Origin of the sequence: Telluria mixta (genome assembly GCF_029223865.1) — a bacterium.
GTDB classification, from domain to species: Bacteria; Pseudomonadota; Gammaproteobacteria; order Burkholderiales; family Burkholderiaceae_D; genus Telluria; species Telluria mixta.
This window is the reverse complement of record NZ_CP119520.1, coordinates 1,744,559-1,760,357: the sequence shown is the minus strand read 5'-3', so window position 1 is coordinate 1,760,357 and position 15,799 is coordinate 1,744,559. Positions and strand designations below refer to the sequence as shown.

Annotated in this window: 12 protein-coding genes; 7 read left to right on the top strand and 5 right to left on the bottom strand. The window is 67.2% G+C overall.

The features are described from left to right. Positions 1-3,030, bottom strand: a complete 3,030-nt coding sequence (locus P0M04_RS07735) for a ligand-binding sensor domain-containing diguanylate cyclase (protein ID WP_259448324.1) — start codon at positions 3,028-3,030, stop codon at positions 1-3. 188 nt (positions 3,031-3,218) lie between these two features. Here P0M04_RS07735 and P0M04_RS07730 point away from each other — a divergent pair, with 188 nt between their 5' ends. Beyond that, entirely contained in the window at positions 3,219-3,878 is a 660-nt protein-coding gene (locus P0M04_RS07730) for a GNAT family N-acetyltransferase (protein WP_259448323.1), read from the top strand. 6 nt (positions 3,879-3,884) lie between these two features. On the opposite strand, the gene P0M04_RS07725 is transcribed toward P0M04_RS07730, so the two are convergent. Then, positions 3,885-4,883, bottom strand: a complete 999-nt coding sequence (locus tag P0M04_RS07725; protein ID WP_259448322.1) for a LacI family DNA-binding transcriptional regulator — start codon at positions 4,881-4,883, stop codon at positions 3,885-3,887. A 289-nt stretch (positions 4,884-5,172) separates the two neighbouring features. Between P0M04_RS07725 and P0M04_RS07720 the strand changes: the two genes are divergently transcribed. The 5 genes from P0M04_RS07720 to P0M04_RS07700 all read left to right on the top strand — a co-directional run bounded on the left by P0M04_RS07720 (position 5,173) and on the right by P0M04_RS07700 (position 10,921). Next, the gene (locus tag P0M04_RS07720; protein WP_259448321.1) at positions 5,173-6,114 is read left to right on the top strand and encodes a substrate-binding domain-containing protein; all 942 of its coding nucleotides are present in this window, start codon (positions 5,173-5,175) and stop codon (positions 6,112-6,114) included. Between the two features lie 24 nt (positions 6,115-6,138). After that, complete coding sequence (locus P0M04_RS07715) at positions 6,139-7,647, top strand: sugar ABC transporter ATP-binding protein (RefSeq protein WP_259448320.1); 1,509 nt, start codon at positions 6,139-6,141, stop codon at positions 7,645-7,647. Between the two features lie 11 nt (positions 7,648-7,658). Next, on the top strand, positions 7,659-8,687 hold the full coding sequence (locus tag P0M04_RS07710) for an ABC transporter permease subunit (RefSeq protein WP_259448319.1): 1,029 nt from the start codon (positions 7,659-7,661) through the stop codon (positions 8,685-8,687). Between the two features lies 1 nt (position 8,688). After that, positions 8,689-9,600 (top strand): carbohydrate kinase family protein, encoded by a 912-nt coding sequence (locus P0M04_RS07705; RefSeq protein WP_259448318.1) that lies wholly within the window; start codon positions 8,689-8,691, stop codon positions 9,598-9,600. 94 nt (positions 9,601-9,694) lie between these two features. Beyond that, positions 9,695-10,921: a maltoporin gene (locus P0M04_RS07700; protein ID WP_259448317.1), complete on the top strand. Its 1,227-nt coding sequence runs from the start codon at positions 9,695-9,697 to the stop codon at positions 10,919-10,921. Here the strand turns inward: P0M04_RS07700 and P0M04_RS07695 are convergent, their stop codons facing one another. Genes P0M04_RS07695 through P0M04_RS07685 form a run of 3 tightly spaced genes read right to left on the bottom strand, consistent with a single transcriptional unit; the run spans position 10,922 to position 14,126 of the window. Then, positions 10,922-11,842 (bottom strand): carbohydrate kinase family protein, encoded by a 921-nt coding sequence (locus tag P0M04_RS07695; RefSeq protein ID WP_259448316.1) that lies wholly within the window; start codon positions 11,840-11,842, stop codon positions 10,922-10,924. A 1-nt stretch (position 11,843) separates the two neighbouring features. After that, on the bottom strand, positions 11,844-13,055 hold the full coding sequence (locus tag P0M04_RS07690; RefSeq protein ID WP_259448315.1) for an AGE family epimerase/isomerase: 1,212 nt from the start codon (positions 13,053-13,055) through the stop codon (positions 11,844-11,846). Between the two features lie 27 nt (positions 13,056-13,082). After that, positions 13,083-14,126, bottom strand: coding sequence for a LacI family DNA-binding transcriptional regulator (locus tag P0M04_RS07685; protein WP_259448314.1), 1,044 nt, complete (start codon positions 14,124-14,126; stop codon positions 13,083-13,085). Between the two features lie 318 nt (positions 14,127-14,444). On the opposite strand from P0M04_RS07685, the gene P0M04_RS07680 reads away from it, so the two are divergent. Then, positions 14,445-15,713: a sugar MFS transporter gene (locus P0M04_RS07680; protein WP_259448313.1), complete on the top strand. Its 1,269-nt coding sequence runs from the start codon at positions 14,445-14,447 to the stop codon at positions 15,711-15,713. The last annotated feature ends 86 nt before the right edge of the window (positions 15,714-15,799 follow it).

The window sequence follows — 15,799 nt, the reverse complement described above, 5'->3', positions numbered from 1 at the left end:
CTAAGCCGCCATGTCTTCCCGGCACCACGTGTCGCGGCCGGCTTCCTTGGCGCGGTAGAGCGCCGTATCGGCTTTTTTGTACAGCGCATCGACACCGTCCCGCCACGCCACGGCGGCGCCGATGCTGGCGCTGACGTGCATGACGTGGGGACCGAACGCGACCGGCGCGCGCATCGAGTCGACGATGCGCTGGGCCACGTCGTCGACGATGGTATCGCTGGCCGGCGTCAGCAGGACGGCGAATTCGTCGCCGCCGAGCCGCGCCACGCAGTCGGTCTGGCGCACGGCCGCGCGCAGGCGCTCCGCCGCCGCGACCAGCAGCGCGTCGCCCGCATCATGGCCGAGCGTATCGTTGATGTGCTTGAAGCGGTCCAGGTCGATCAGGAGCAGGGCGAACGGGTCGCCGCCGCGCCGGCCGAGGGCGGCCAGGCGGTGCAGCTCGTCATTGAAACGGCGCCGGTTGGGCAGGTCCGTCAACGCGTCGTTGTAGGCCATGGTTTCCAGCTGCAGCTGGGTGGCACGCAGCTCGGCGGTGCGGCTGGCGACCACCGCCTCCAGCTCGCGCTGGCGCCGGCGCAGCAACGACGTCCGCGCCTGCACCAGGGCGGCGAGGACGGCCAGCACGGCGATCACGCCCAGCGCCCGCACCCAGTTCAACTGGTACCAGGCGGGCAGCACGCGGACCGGCAGTTCCAGGGTGGCGGCATCGTCGCTGTCGTTGATGGCGCGCACGCGCAGGCGGTAGGTGCCCGGCGGCAGGTTGTTATAGCTGGCGCGGCGCACGGCCGTGTCGGCATCGATCCACGCGGTGTCGAAGCCTTCGAGCTGGTAGGCGTAGTGGCGGTGCTCGGCCGGCATGTAATCCAGTGCCGCGAACTCGACCGCGAAACCGCGTTCGCGATCGGCGGGTGCGATGGTCAGCGTGGGGGGCTCGCCGGCCGATGCGCCCGGCGGCAGCGTGCGGATCACCCGTCCGCCGAGCATCAGTTGCGTGATGGCGAGCGGGGGCAGGGGCCGGCGGGTGTCCAGCCGGTCGGGGAACACGACGGAGAGGCCGGTGAAACCGCCGAACAGCACTTCGCCGCCAGCACCCAGCGCGCCCGAGCTGGTCCAGTAACTCGGCACGTGGACGCCGTCGGCCTCGCCCAGCCGGCGTACCTGCAGGGTGTCGGGATGCACGCCGGCCAGGCCGAGGTCGGTGCTCAGCCATATCTGTCCGCTACGGTCCTGCACCAGCATGTTGACGCTGTTGTCGGGCAGGCCGTCGGCCGTCGTCAGGCGCCGGAACCAGCGCCGTCCGCCGGCATCGGTGTGGTCCAGGACGGCGATGCCGTTGCCGAACGAGGCCACCCACAGGCGGCCCCTGTGATCGATGAGAAGGGAGGACACGAAGCCGTTCGGCGCGCGCGCGCGGTCGGCGTTGTCGGTCGGCAGACGCTCCACCGTCTTGCCGTCCCGGTCCAGCCGCACGACGCCACGCCGGGTGCCGATCCATACGGTACCGTCCGCGAGCGGCAGCAGCGCGGTGACGCGGCGGTCGCCCAGCGCGTCGTCTTCGTGGCGCAGCGGCGTCGCCGGACCTGCTGGCGACGGACGCACCGCCCATGCCCCGTCCAGTCCGCCCAGCCACAGGACATCGTCGTGCCACGCCAGCGCCCAGACGGACGCGTCGGGACGGCGTCCGGCAATCTCGACGCGCCGCACGGCGTGCCCGTTGCCGTCGCTGTGATACAGGCCCTGCTGTGTGCCGATGTAGACGCTGCCGTCCGGCGCGTTCGCCATGGCGAGCACCCGGCCCTTGGGCAGGGTGTCCGCCATGGCCACTGCGCCGGTGTGCGGGTCGACGATGCTCACGGCACCGCCGGGGACGCTCAGCCACACCTTGCCGTCCGGGCGGCGCAGCAGATGATAAATGTTGAGGCCGGTAATGCTGCCGATCGTCCGCACCGTCACGACGCCTTGCGCGCGGGGATCGTGCTGGCTCAGGGTGCCCCCTGTGGCAATGAAGATCTGGCCGCCGCGCTCGCGCAACATGGCGAGGATCTCGTCGCTGCGCAGGCTGTCCGGCACGTCGCCGCGGTAGCGCAGGCGCCGCGTCGTTCCCTGGCGCACGTCGACCTCGACGATGCCGCCGCTCTCCGTGCCGAGCCAGACGGTATCGTCATTCTTTTGCACGATCGTGAACACGCGTTCGCCCTGCAAGGTGGCCTGCGTACCCGTTTCCACGATGGGGCGGGGCGTGGCGCCCGGCGCGGCGATGACGAAGGCGCCGTGGGTACGGGTGCCGATCCATACGCGGCCCGCGTTGTCCTGGTACAGGGCGTTGATCGAAGGTTCGTTCGGCGCCGGCGCCTCCAGGTGCACGACCTCCAGCCGGTCGTGGTCGCCGGACCGGTAGAAGAGGCCCTCGCGGGTGCCGATCCAGAGACCGCCCTGGCGGTCGCGCAGCAGCACGTCCACTCCGTCCGGCGGCAGCGCGGGTGCAGCGAGTTGCGGGGCGCCGCTGGCGGCGGCGTGCACTTTGCCGTCGGCGTCGACGCGTTCCAGTCCCGCGCCGGTGCCGACCCAGATGCCGCCGGCGCCGTCGTCGACGATGCTGGACACGCGTGCATGGCCCAGGCCGCCCGGGCCTGCCGGGATGCTGGCGAAGCGATCGCGCGTCGCGTCGTAACGCGCCAGGCCGCCCGCGCTCGTACCGATCCACAGGCGCCCGCCCGTGTCCACGTGCACGCTCTGGATATAACCGTCCGGCAGGCTGCCTTCCCGCGCGGGATCGGCCACGTAGCGCCGTACGCGGAATCCGTCCCAGCGCACCAGGCCGGTCTGCGTACCCAGCCAGATGAAGCCTTCGCGATCCTGGGCGAGGGACGTGCCGAAACGCAGCGCTTCTTCGGTGTGATGCCTGAACGAGACGTGAGAAAATGGTTGCCAGGCCGAGGATGCATCAGCGGCGGCCGCGGTGGACGAGATGGCCATCAGCATGCCAATCCAGAACATCACGCACGGCAGGGCTTGGCGAAAAAATGACATGCGGCACTCTCGGTTTCTTTACGGAATCAAGTATATGCCGCCGCACCGTTGGTATCTCGTTTCCGGCGATAGATTGTCAAATTCTGTTGTATTGGCGCAAGAATTTACGCGGGTGGCATGCCATCTCGGCATGACATCGTCGGATTCGGTAAAATCCAGGCCTTGTTGCAGTGCACAAAGAGCGCCCCATGCAGGACAATCCACTCCGCCGCTGGCTGAACCACCTGATCAAGAAGAAGGGCCAGGCCGTACTGGTCAAGGCGCTGGGCAAGCGCGACCGGCGCCGGGTCCTGCGCCACTTCCTGGCCCTCGACCGCGACGACCGCCTGCTGCGCTTCGGCACCGTGCTGCCGGACGGGCAGGTCGAAGCCTATGTCGCGAAGCTCGATTTTGCGAAGGACATCGTGTTCGGCGTCTACAACGGGCGGTTCCAGCTCGTCGGCGTGGGCCACCTCGCGTTCACGTCGCGCGAGGCGCATCCGGACAGCATCCATTACACCGACAAGGAAAAAGTGGCCGAGTTCGGCGTATCCGTTTCCAGATCGGCGCGGGGGCAGGGCGTCGGCACGCGGCTGTTCGAACGGGCCGCCATCCACTGCCGCAATTCCGACGTCGACACGTTGTACATGCAATGCCTGTCGTCGAACCGTACGATGATGCACATCGCGAAGAAGGCGGGCATGGAGATCCGCCGCGAATATGGCGAGGCGGATGCCCACCTGCACCTGCCGCCGCCCAGTCCGGGCAGCGTACTCGCCGAGGCGCTGGAAGAGCAGTTCGCCAAGATCGATTACACGGTCAAGGCGAATGCGCGCGCCGCGATCAAATGGTTCCGGCCGAAGCGTTGAACGTTATCAGGCCGACTCGCGCGGCACCAGTCCACCCGTAAACCGCTTGCGGTAAGGCGCCGTGGCGGTGCCGTCGAGCTGCGCCTGCAGGCATTCCATCGCCGCGACGCCGATGGCGGCGACGTCCTGCCGGAACGTGGTCAGCGGCGGGTACAGGTAGGCGGAAATGGGCAGGTCGTCGTGGCCGACAATGGCCAGGTCCTTGCCCGGTTCCAGGCCGAAGCGGCGGCAGGCGGACATGGCGCCGATCGCGAGCCTGTCGGTGCCGCAGGCCAGCGCCGTGACGCCGGCGCGCTTCCAGGCGCCGCTCGCGAGCCAGTCGAGCACGTGGCGGAACGCATACGCTTCGAAATCCCACGACGGCTGCGTGCTGGCCGGGACGAGGTGCGGCTGCATGCCGGCTTCCGCCATCGCGTCCTGGTAGCCTGCGAGCCGTTCTTCCGGCGACGGATGCGCGACGGGCGGCGCGCCCAGGTAGGCCGGGCGGTGGCCGCGGCCCAGCAGGTAGCGGGTCAGCATCGCCATGCTTTGGCGGTTGTCGTTCATGACGTAGTTGCAGTCTTCGTGGACGTAGCTGTCCATGTAGACGATGCGCATTTCCTGCTCCAGCCGCAGCAGCAGGTCCAGGTTCGCCGTCGACGCGACCGCGGTCAGGATCACGCCCGCCACCTTCATCGACCGCATCGTCATCAGCGCCGCCGCTTCCTCGGCCGGGTCGTTGTACGAGCACTGGATGATCACGTCCATGCCCAGCGCCTTGGCCTTCGCCTCGATCGCGCGCAGCGCCTCGGCGAAGAACGGTTCGTTCACCACCGGCAGGATCACGCCGACCATGCGCGAGCGCCCGCGCACAAGGCTCACGGCGTGCGGATCGGGTACGTATTCGAGGTCGCGGCAGGCCTGTTCGATGCGCGCCCGCGTATCGGCTTTCAGTCCCTCGCGGTCGTTGAAATACTTCGACACCGTGGCGCGCGACACGCCGGCCCGCGCGGCGACGTCGTGCATCGTTACGGGACCACGGAGAGTTTGCGCTGTTTTCATTAGTTTGTTGACTCGTGTAAAGTAAGCGCCCCGCCGACCGGCGCGTCACCATCATAGCAAAAATACTTACCTGCAATAAGAGCGTTCTTTCTCCAAGGGCTTGACCTGTTTTGCCGCTATGGGTCATCTGCCGTTGTGGTCACTCAACCATTAAAAAATTTGTAAAAAAATCTGTTGACGACAAAAAGTCGACACGTGTAAATTTCTTTCATCACGCAGCCTTGCACCATAAAAACAGCTCGGAGACACCGTCATGAAAAAACCTGCCGTGTACGCCTGCATCGCGGCGTTCGCCTTCTCGCTGGCCGGCCTGGCGCACGCCGCCCGGCCGCTGAAATCCATCGGGGTCGCCGTCAGCGACCTCGCCAATCCATATTTTGTCGCCATCGGCAAGGGCGCCGCCGATGCCGCGAAAAAGGTCGGCGGCGACAAGGTCAAGGTGACGACCGTCTCCAGCAAGTACGACCTCAACACCCAGGTCGGCCAGATCGAAAACTTCATCGCGAACAAGGTCGACATCCTCATCGTCAATGCGTCCGACCCGAAGGGCATCGCGCCCGTGCTGCAAAAGGCGCGCGATGCCGGCATCGTCGTGGTGGCCGTCGACGTCGGCGCCGACAATGCGGATGCGACGATCATGTCCGACAACACGATGGCCGGTACCGAATCCTGCAAGCGCATCGTGGAGCGCCTGCACGGCAAGGGGAACGTCGTGATCGTCAACGGTCCGCCCGTCACCGCCGTGATCGCGCGCGTGGCGGGCTGCAAGCAGGCGTTCGCGGGCACCGGCATCCGCGTCGTGTCCGACAACCAGGACGCGAAGGGCAGCCTCGATGGCGGCATGGAAGTGATGACGAACCTGTTGATCGCGCACCGCCGCATCGACGCCGTCTTCGCGATCAACGACCCGTCCGCGATCGGTGCCGAACTCGCGGTCAAGCAGGCGGGCCGGCCCGACGTGCAGATGGTGGCGTCGGTCGACGGCGCGCCGGATGCGGAAGCGGCCCTCAAATCGAAGAACAGCATCTTCGCCGTCACCACCGCACAAGACCCCTACAAGATGGCCACGCTGGCCGTCGACATCGGCTACGGGATCATGAACGGCAAGCGTCCCGCGAACCCGGTCGTGCTGATTCCGACCCCTGCGATCACCAAGCAGAACGTGCTGGCCTACAAAGGCTGGGCCAGCCACTAAACACCCCCGAACCCGGAGGAGACAATGGCAACACGAGATCCACAAGCGGTGCTGGAGGTATCCGGCATCCGCAAGCGGTTCGGCGCCGTCACGGTGCTGGACGGCGTGCAACTGACCATCCGCCCCGGCGAGATCCACGCGCTGATGGGAGAAAACGGTGCCGGCAAGAGCACCCTCATGAAAATCCTCGCCGGCGTGTACCAGCCGGATGCCGGCGAGATCCGCGTGGGCGGGAAGCCTGTGCGCATCGGGTGTCCGGCCGACGCGCGCGCCTGCGGCATCAACCTGATCTACCAGGAGCTGTCCGTCGCGGCCAATCTGACCGTTGCGCAGAACATCTTCATGGGCGCGGAACCGCGCGGGCGCTTCGGCATCGTCGACACGGCGCAGATGAACCGGCGCGCGGCCGAGGTATTGAAAAGTCTCGGCGCCACGTTCGCGCCGAACCGCATGGCGAGCGGCCTGTCGATCGCCGACCAGCAGCAGGTGGAAATCGCCCGCGCCCTCGTGCACGACAGCCGCGTGCTGATCATGGACGAGCCGACGGCCGCGTTGTCCGAGCGCGAGACGGAGCGCCTGTTCGACGTGATGCGGGCCCTGCGCGCACGCGGCATCGCGATCATCTACATCAGCCACCGCATGGCCGAAGTGCGCATGCTGGCCGACCGCGTGACCATCCTGCGCGACGGCACGTGGATCGGCGAGCTGACGCGCGACGAAGCGACGCCCGACACGGTCGTGCGCATGATGGTCGGCCGTGAGATCGGCGGCTTTTATGAACACACGCAGCGGCGCGTGCCCGGCCCCGTGCGCCTGAAGCTGAACGATGTGCACGGCGCCAAGGTGCATCCGGTATCGCTGGACGTGCGCGCCGGCGAGATCGTCGGCCTCGCGGGCCTCGTCGGCGCGGGCCGCACGGAACTGGCGCGGCTGGTCTTCGGCGCGGACCCTCTGTCCGGCGGCGCGATCGAAGTCGATGGCAAGCCGGTCGCGATCCGCACGCCGGGCGATGCGATCCGCCTCGGCATCGCCTACGTGCCGGAAGACCGCAAGGGGCAGGGCCTGTTCCTGCAGCAGTCGCTGCTGGCGAACGTGACGATGAACGTCCTCGGCAAGCATGCAAGCTGCGGCGTGCTGCGGCGCGGCGAGTTGCTGCAGGTGACGCGTGACGCGATTCAACGACTGTCCGCGCGCGGCGCGGGGCCGGACGGCATCATCGGCGGCCTCTCGGGCGGCAACCAGCAAAAGCTGCTTCTCGCGCGCTGGCTGGAAATCAGGCCGCGCGTGCTGATCCTCGACGAGCCGACGCGCGGCGTCGACATCGGCGCCAAGCACGAGATCTACCGGATCATCCACGAGCTGGCGGATGCCGGCGTGGCCGTGCTGTGCATCTCGAGCGAGCTGGCGGAAATCATCGGCGTGTGCGACCGCGTGCTCGTCATGCGCGAAGGCTGGCTGTCCGGAGAGCTCGCCGGCGCACGCATCACCCAGGAAAACATCATGGCACTGGCCACCCAGGCCCAGGCCGCATAGGAGACATCATCATGCAGACTCTGAAATCATCCCTTCCCACCGCGCCGGGTGCGGCCGCACACGGCGGCATCGGTCAGGCGTTCTCGCGCATGTTCGCGACGATGGGCATGCTGCCCGTGCTCGTCGCGCTGTACATCGTGTTCTACTTCCTGACCGGGTACTTCGCCGAAGACGGCGTCTCGAATTTCGCGACGACGGCCAACACGATGAACGTGCTGCGCCAGAGTTCCATCAACCTCGTGCTCGCGACCGGCATGACGTTCGTGATCCTCACGGGCGGCATCGACCTGTCCGTCGGCTCCGTGCTGGCGGTGTCCGCGGTGCTGGGCATGATCGCGTCGCTGCCCGGTCACGCGCCGGCGCTGTCGCTGCCGATCTTCCTGCTGGCGGGCCTCGGCATGGGCCTGCTCAACGGCACGCTCGTTGCCGTCTTCAAGATCAATCCGTTCGTCGTCACGCTCGGCACGATGACGGCGCTGCGCGGCACCGCCTACCTGCTCGCAGACGGCACCACGATCCTGAACCGCGAGATCCCGACGTTCGAATGGATCGGCAACGAGTCGTTCGCCGGCCTGCCATGGCTCGTGTGGGTCGCTGCTGCCCTCGTGCTGGCCGCGTGGTTCATCCTGCGCCGCACCGTGCTGGGCATGCACGTGTACGCGGTCGGCGGCAATCCGCAGGCGGCGCGGCTCACGGGCATCAAGGTCGGCCTCGTCCTCGTCTTCGTCTACGCGTTCTCCGGCCTGTGCGCGGGCACCGCGGGTGCGATGTCGGCCAGCCGCCTGTACGGCGCGAACGGCAACTGGGGCTCCGGCTACGAGCTCGATGCGATCGCCGCGGTGGTCCTCGGCGGCACGAGCCTGATGGGCGGCGTGGGCACGATCTGGGGCACCGTCACGGGTGCGTTGATCATCGGCCTCCTCAACAACGGTCTCACGATCCTCGGCCTGTCGTCGTTCTGGCAGTACGTGGCGAAGGGCACGGTCATCGTGCTCGCCGTGATGCTCGACAAATGGCGTTATCAACAACAGGCGAACTGACATGCAAGCACAACGACTCCCCCGCTACGTGGTCTTCGGCGAAGCGCTCACCGACATGATCCGCCAGGACGACGGCACGTGGCGCTCGCTGCCCGGCGGCTCGTGCTGGAACGTGGCGCGCGTCGGCGCAAGGCTCGGCGTGCCCACGGGGTATGCGGGCGCCGTCAGCATGGACGCCTTCGGCGACGAGATCGCGGACGCCAGCCGCGCGGCCGGCCTGGACGAACGCTTCCTGCAGCGTGTGGACGCGCCGCCGTTCATCGCGATGGTGACGTCGCGTCATCCGCCCCGGTACGTCTTCCTCGGCGAGAACAGCGCGGACCTGCACTTCCGCCCCGAGCTGCTGCCCGACGGCTGGCTGGAAGCGGCCGACGTGATCCACATGGGCAGCCTCGCGCTGGCGCGCGGACCGCTGGCGCGCCGGCTCGTGGAGCAGGCGCTGATGGCGCGCCAAGCCGGCAGGCGCATCGCCTTCGATCCGAACTTCCGCAACGCGATGCGCGACGCGGCGTACCGGCCCACGTTCGAACTGATCGCGGGTCTCGCCAGCCACATCAAGGTGTCCGACGAAGACCTGGAAGGCCTGTTCCCGGGCCTCGCGCAGCGCGAGGCGCTGGCCGCACTGCGCGCGCTGGCGCCCGATGCCGAGATCCTCTTTACGCGCGGGGCCGATGGTCTTTCTCTGATCCGCGGTGACCACGTGCTCGACGCGCCCGCGCGCCGCGTGGACGTCGTCGACACCGTCGGCTGCGGCGATGCGTCGATGGCCGCCTGGATCACCGGCCTGCTGCTGCATCCGGAGATGCCCGCGCCGCGCCAGCTCGCGCGCATCGCCGCGGCGGCCGCCACGGCCGCCATGCATGCCGGGCCGTATGCGCCCACGGCACAAGAAGTCGCAACCCTGCTCGACTGACCCGACATCCGATCCTGTTCCATTGACCTGCCGCGGCATTGCGCCGCGGCCGGACGGGATCCGCTTTGCCTAAAAAAATATAAAAGGAGATACCATGCGCATGCCAACCATCGCGCCGGCGCTGCTCGCGCTCGCGTTTTGCTTCCCTGCGTCCGCCGTGGACGTCCAGAACTACCTGCGGGCCAACGCGGCCGCGAATTCCGAAGGCGGCGGCCAGACCTGCTTCGGCCTCGCCGGCGCCGGGGCCAAGTACCGGCTGGGTAACGAATGCGGCGTCTACGGCGAAATGCTGCTGGGCCAGCACCTCGTGCAGGGGGATGCCGGCGAGGACGTGAAAGCCTACGCGATGCTCAACCTGGGCAACGCGGCCGCGTCCAACAATGCGCGGCGGCCGCAGGGCGGCTGGAAGATCGGCCTGCCGCAGGCCTACCTCGCCATCGAGCATGTGAGCGGACTCGGTGACGCCGCGCTGTGGATCGGGCGCCGCTACTACAAGCGCGAAGGCGCGAACGTCAACGATTTCCTGTACTGGAATCCGTCCGGGATGGGCGTCGGCATCGAGGACGTGCCGCTGGGCCCCATGAAGTTCAGCTATGCCTACCTGCACGACGACCAGCAGACGATGCCGATCATGCGCGTCGGCGACACGGCGAACCGCCACGACTTTCAATTGCGCGGCGTGCCCGTGAATCCGGGCGGCACGCTGGAACTGGGTCTGGCGCTGATCCGCAGCGACGGCCAGCGCGGTCACCACGGCGGCTCGATGCTCACCGTGCAGCACCGCCAGCGCGTGCTGGACGGCGCCGGCGACAACCGCTTCGCGGTCCAGTGGGGCACCGGTGCGGGCACCGACAATGGCGCGACGGGCGACATCACCAGCGGCGACGACGTGCACCGGCTGCGCATCATCGACAGCTGGTATGCGCAGGTCACGCGCCGCTTCGGCGGAGAATTCATCGCCGTCTGGCAGCGCGACACGGCGCACGATGCCGCGAAGGCGAAGACGTGGGCATCAGCGGGCGGGCGCATGTCGTACGCACTGTCCGACAAGGTGAAGCTGCTGGCGGATATCGGCCACGACCGCGTGGCGCCACGGAACGGCGACGTACGCCGGCTGACCAAGGTCACGGGCGCCATCGCGCTGATGTCGAAGCCGGGCTATTTCGACCGTCCGGAACTGCGCCTGTTCGTCACGCACGCGCGCTGGAACGAGGCCGCGCGCGCGGCCGCGCGGACGAACGATCCGCTGGCCGCGAACGGCATCCATGGCACGACGCTGTCCGGTTTTACGGTAGGTGTCACCTTCGAAAACTGCTGGTGATCAGGCGTGCATCCCGGCCAGCAGCGTATCGATTGCCGCGAGCGACGGCGGCGTGGCGCCCGCCGCGAGGCAGGCCGCGGCACCCGCCGCGACGGCGAAGCGCAGGTGGGCGAGGCCGTCGCGTTCCGGCGCATGCAGCATGCTCCACGCGAGCGCGGCGATGCTGGCGTCGCCCGCGCCGACCGTGTCCACGGGCGTGATGCGCGGTGCCGCCATGTCCCACGATCCGGCAGGCGTGTGCAGCGACGCGCCTGCGCCGCCCTTCGTGTACAGGTACGTTGCGTCCGGGTTCCAGCTACGCATCGTCGCGAAGGCGGCATCCGCATCGTGCGTGCGCAGCAGGCCCACGAGGTCTTCTTCCGACACTTTTACCACGTCGGCCAGCGCGGTCATGCGCTTGAGCGTGTGGTCGTAGTTCTCGTCCATCAGCGCGCGGAAGTTCGGGTCGTAGCTGATGCGCACGCCGCGCGCCTTCAGCGTTTCGGCGAGGGCGACCAGCTTGCCGGCCAGCGGCTGGCGCGCCAGACTGATGCCGCCGAAGTGCGCCCAGCGGCAGGCGCCAATCCAGCCTTGCGGCAGTTGCGCGGCGTCGAAGTGCAGGTCGGCGCTGTCGTCGCCGACGAAAAAATAGCTGGGCGGGTCGAGCCGGTGCACGATCGCGAGCAGCGGCGATTTGTCCAGGCGCTGCAGGAAGCGTTCGTCCAGGCCCGCGTCGAGGCTGGCGCGCCACAACTGGTCGCCGAACACGTCGCGGCTGACGGCGCCGGCGAAGGCGCTGGGCGCGCCCAGCTTCGCCATCGCGCGCGCCACGTTCCACGTCGAGCCGCCCGTCACGCTGTGCCAGCGCGTGGCGCCGGCGTCGTCGACGATCATATCGGTCAGCGCTTCGCCGGCCGCGACGAATACGGGAAAGTCGGCCATGTCAGTCCTTCACGAGAACGGTCAATACTTCATAGCACGCGCCCATCGTGTGGTAGTCCACTTTGCCGGCCGGGCTCTTTTCGTCCGTGACCTTTTCGTTCTTCGGGCCGAGGATGCGGTACCAGGCGCCGTGCTCGTGGTCGACGAAGTGTTCCCAGCTGTACGCCCAGATGCGGTCGTACCAGTCCCAGTACGCCTTGTCTTCCGTGCGCGCGCCGAGGAGGGCGGCGGCGGCGAGGCTCTCGGCCTGCACCCAGAAGTATTTGTCGGCGTCGCAGATTTCGTTTTCCGGACCGAAGCCGTAATAAATGCCGCCGTGCTTCGCATCCCACGCTTTCGTCAGTGCCGCGTCGAACAGCTGGCGCGCGCGCGGCAGCAGCCAGTCGGAAGGGCCGGCCATTTGTTCTTTGTGGCGTTCCATGATCAGCAGGAGCTTGGCCCATTCCGTCAGGTGGCCCGGCTGGTAGCCCCACGGGCGGAAGATGTTCGTCTTGTCGTCGCGGTTGTAGTCCGGGTCGACGGACCAGTCGCTGTTGTAGTGTTCCCAGACCAGGTTGCCGTACAGGGCCGCCTGGCGCACCGTGATGTTGTGCGCGAGCGTCTCGGCGCGCCACAGGAATTTCGTGTCGCCCGTCGCCTCGAACGCGGCCAGCATGGCTTCGCACGCATGCATGTTGGCGTTCTGGCCGCGGTACGGGTACAGCGTCGACCAGTCGCCGTTCGCTTCGTCCGCGTACAGGCCGTGCGCCGGTTCCCAGAAGCGGCGCTCCATCAGGTCGTAGGTCTCGTCCAGCCAGGCGCGCGCCTCATCGACGCCGGCCATGATGGCGTGGGCGTACGCCAGCAGCACGAAGGCGAGGCCGTAGCAGTGGTTCGTGTCGTCCGTGACCTTCTTTTGTCCGTCGTTCCAGTCCAGCGTCCAGGCATAGCCGCCCGTTTCCGGGTTGCGGTGCGCGTCGCGCAGGAAGCGCAGGCCGTGCAGCACGCGTTCGCGGTCGGCCGGCTCCTGGAACTGGCGCCACGCCATCGAAAAATTAAACACGAAGCGGGTGCTGCTCACCAGGTGGCGCGTGCGCGCGTCATAGATCGCGCCGTCGTCCTTGTAGAAGTGATAGAAGCCGCCGCTCGGGTCGACGCAGCGCGGATCGTAGAACTGGCGGGTGTGGCGGATGTGCTGCAGCAGCGTCGAGCGGGAATGGAAATCGGGAAGCATGGTGGGTGTAGGTGGATGAAGAGTGACTTACTTACGGATGCGGAAGTCTTCGCATACGGTACTGGCACGGACGACCAGTTCCACGGGCGCCACCTGTTCCAGCGGCGGATCCTGCGGACCGCGCAGCAGCAGCTCGACGCCCAGCGCGCCCAGTTCCTTCTTGTTGATGCGCAGCGTCGTCAGCGGGCGGTGGCCCAGCACGGCGCCGGGGATGTCGTCGAAGCCGACGATCGAGACGTCGTGCGGCACCGTCTTCCCGGCCGCCAGGCAGGCGCGCATCGCGACGAGGGCGGCGGCGTCGTTGTAGCAGAACACGGCATCGGGCGGGTGGGGCTGGTCGAGCAGGGATTGCATCGCCTCGTAGGCGCCCGTCTCGAGGTCGACGCCGTCCGGCAGGCAGATCTCCAGGCGCGGGTCGGCCAGCATGCCGGCTTCGTACAAGGCCTGGCGGTACCCGCGGTTGCGCTCGCGGATGCTGTAGTGGCCCAGCGAGCCGGAGATCATGCCGATGCGTTCGCGGCCCAGCGAAATCAAATGCCTGGTGGCGAGGTAGCCGCCCATGTGGTTGTCCGGGTTGACCGAGCTGTAGCCGCGCAGCTTCATGTCGATGAGGACGAGGGGCTTGCCGCTGGCGCGCAGGGCGTTCAGCAGTTCGGGTTCGAAGAAGCCGGCGCACACGATGGCGTCCGGCGCGTGCATGCGCAGCTGTTCCGTCACGCCGTCGGCCGGGCCGACCGCCATGAACGACAGCACGATGCCCTGCTTGCGGCAGGCTTCCTCGGCACCGTGCAGCACGGGCGAATAAAAGGGACTGCTTGCGGCCGTATTGTGTTGTCGATGCAACAGGAACGTGAGGCGGCGGATGCGCTTGCGGCGCAGCTTGCAGAAGTCATACCCCAGTTCGTGGGCTGCCGACAACACCATCTGGCGCGTGCTTTCCGTGAGGCCGGGCTCGTTTTTCAGGGCGCGCGAGATCGTGCCGGCCGAGACGCCGGCGTACTTGGCCAGGTCGCGGATCGTGACCGGTGCGGGGCTGTCGCCCGCCTGGGGGCGTGAGGTGACGGGATTCACGTTGTCTCCGATATCGTTGCTGCGAGCGCCTGGGGCGTCGCTCATTTGAATGGAGTCTTGCATATGAAAATTCCCCTGGTCAAACGCGAAGATGCATTTACAGGGAAGTTTAGTCGGCTTTACTAAACAGCTGTTTGCCCGGTATATTCTCATGTAAGAAACCGATTTCATAAGAGGGGAGGCCGTGTTTAGTGGCGCCTGACTAAACTTCGCGGCGAATCGCATACCCCGTTTGACCCCATTACCCTGCTTCTGCAGAATCTTTTCACAATAAAAGTTGCCGTACTGTTAGCGGTAACATCTCTAGGAGACTTAACCATGGATCGTGCATCACAGGCTGCCGTCGAGCCTGCCAACCGGGCCCAGCCCAGCTACACCTTTCCCCTGACCGTCGTCACCGCACTGTTTTTCATGTGGGGCCTGCTGACGTCGCTGAACGACATCCTGATCCCGCACCTGAAATCGGTCTACAACCTGACGTACGTACAGGCGATGATGGTGAACCTGGCCTTCTTCAGCGGTTACTTCCTGCTGTCGATCCCGGCCGGCGCCCTGATCCGCCGCATTGGTTATAAAGCCGGCGCCGTCACCGGCCTGGCCGTGTGCGCCGTCGGTGCCGCGCTGTTCTACCCGGCCGCCACCAGCGTGTACGCGCTGTTCCTGTTCGCCCTGTTCGTGCTGGCCGCCGGCATCACGATCCTGCAGGTCGCCGCGAACCCGTACGTCACCGCCCTGGGCGCCCCGGCCACGGCGTCGAGCCGCCTGAACCTGACCCAGGCCTTCAACTCGCTGGGCACCGTCGTCGGTCCTCCGGTCGGCGGCATCCTGATCCTGTCGCACATGACGGAAGCGGCCGATCCGGCCAACATGTCGGCCGCCGAGCGCCTCGCGCAGGCGCAGGCCGTGCAGGGTCCGTACCTGGGCCTGGCCGCCACGCTGGCGATCCTGGCGATCCTGTTCGCCGTCATCCGCCTGCCGATCATCCGCGACGACGACGCCGGTCCCGCCAAAGGTTCGATCTTCAGCCAGAAGCGCCTGATGCTGGGCGTGACCGCGATCTTCCTGTACGTCGGCGCCGAAGTGAGTATCGGCAGCTTCCTGATCAACTACATGGGCGACCCGGGCATCGCCGGCTTCACGGCCGAAACGGGCGCGAAATACGTTGCGTACTACTGGGGCGGCGCGATGGTCGGTCGTTTCATCGGTTCGGCCGTGATGCGCACGATCAGCCCGGGCAAGGTGCTGGCGTTCAACGCGGCGGCGTGCATCGCGCTGCTGGTGGCGACCACCTTCGGCCACGGCCACTTCGCGATGTGGGCCGTGCTGCTGGTCGGCCTGTTCAACTCGATCATGTTCCCGACCATCTTCAGCATGTCGGTGCATGAACTGGGCCCGCTGACGAGCCAGGGCTCCGGCCTGCTCGTGATGGCGATCGCCGGCGGCGCCGTGGTGCCCGTCATCCAGGCCCAGGCCGCGGACATGATCGGCCTGCAGACCTCCTTCCTGGTCCCGGCCGCGTGCTACGCCTTCATCCTGTACTTCGGCGCGAAATACGCCCGCATGTACGTGGACGTCAAGGCCGTCTGACCTGCTTGATCCAGAATTGCCGCCGCGTGGTTCTCACGCGGCGGCATTGCTTCGCATACCTATAACGATCCGTACCCTAAGAGAGC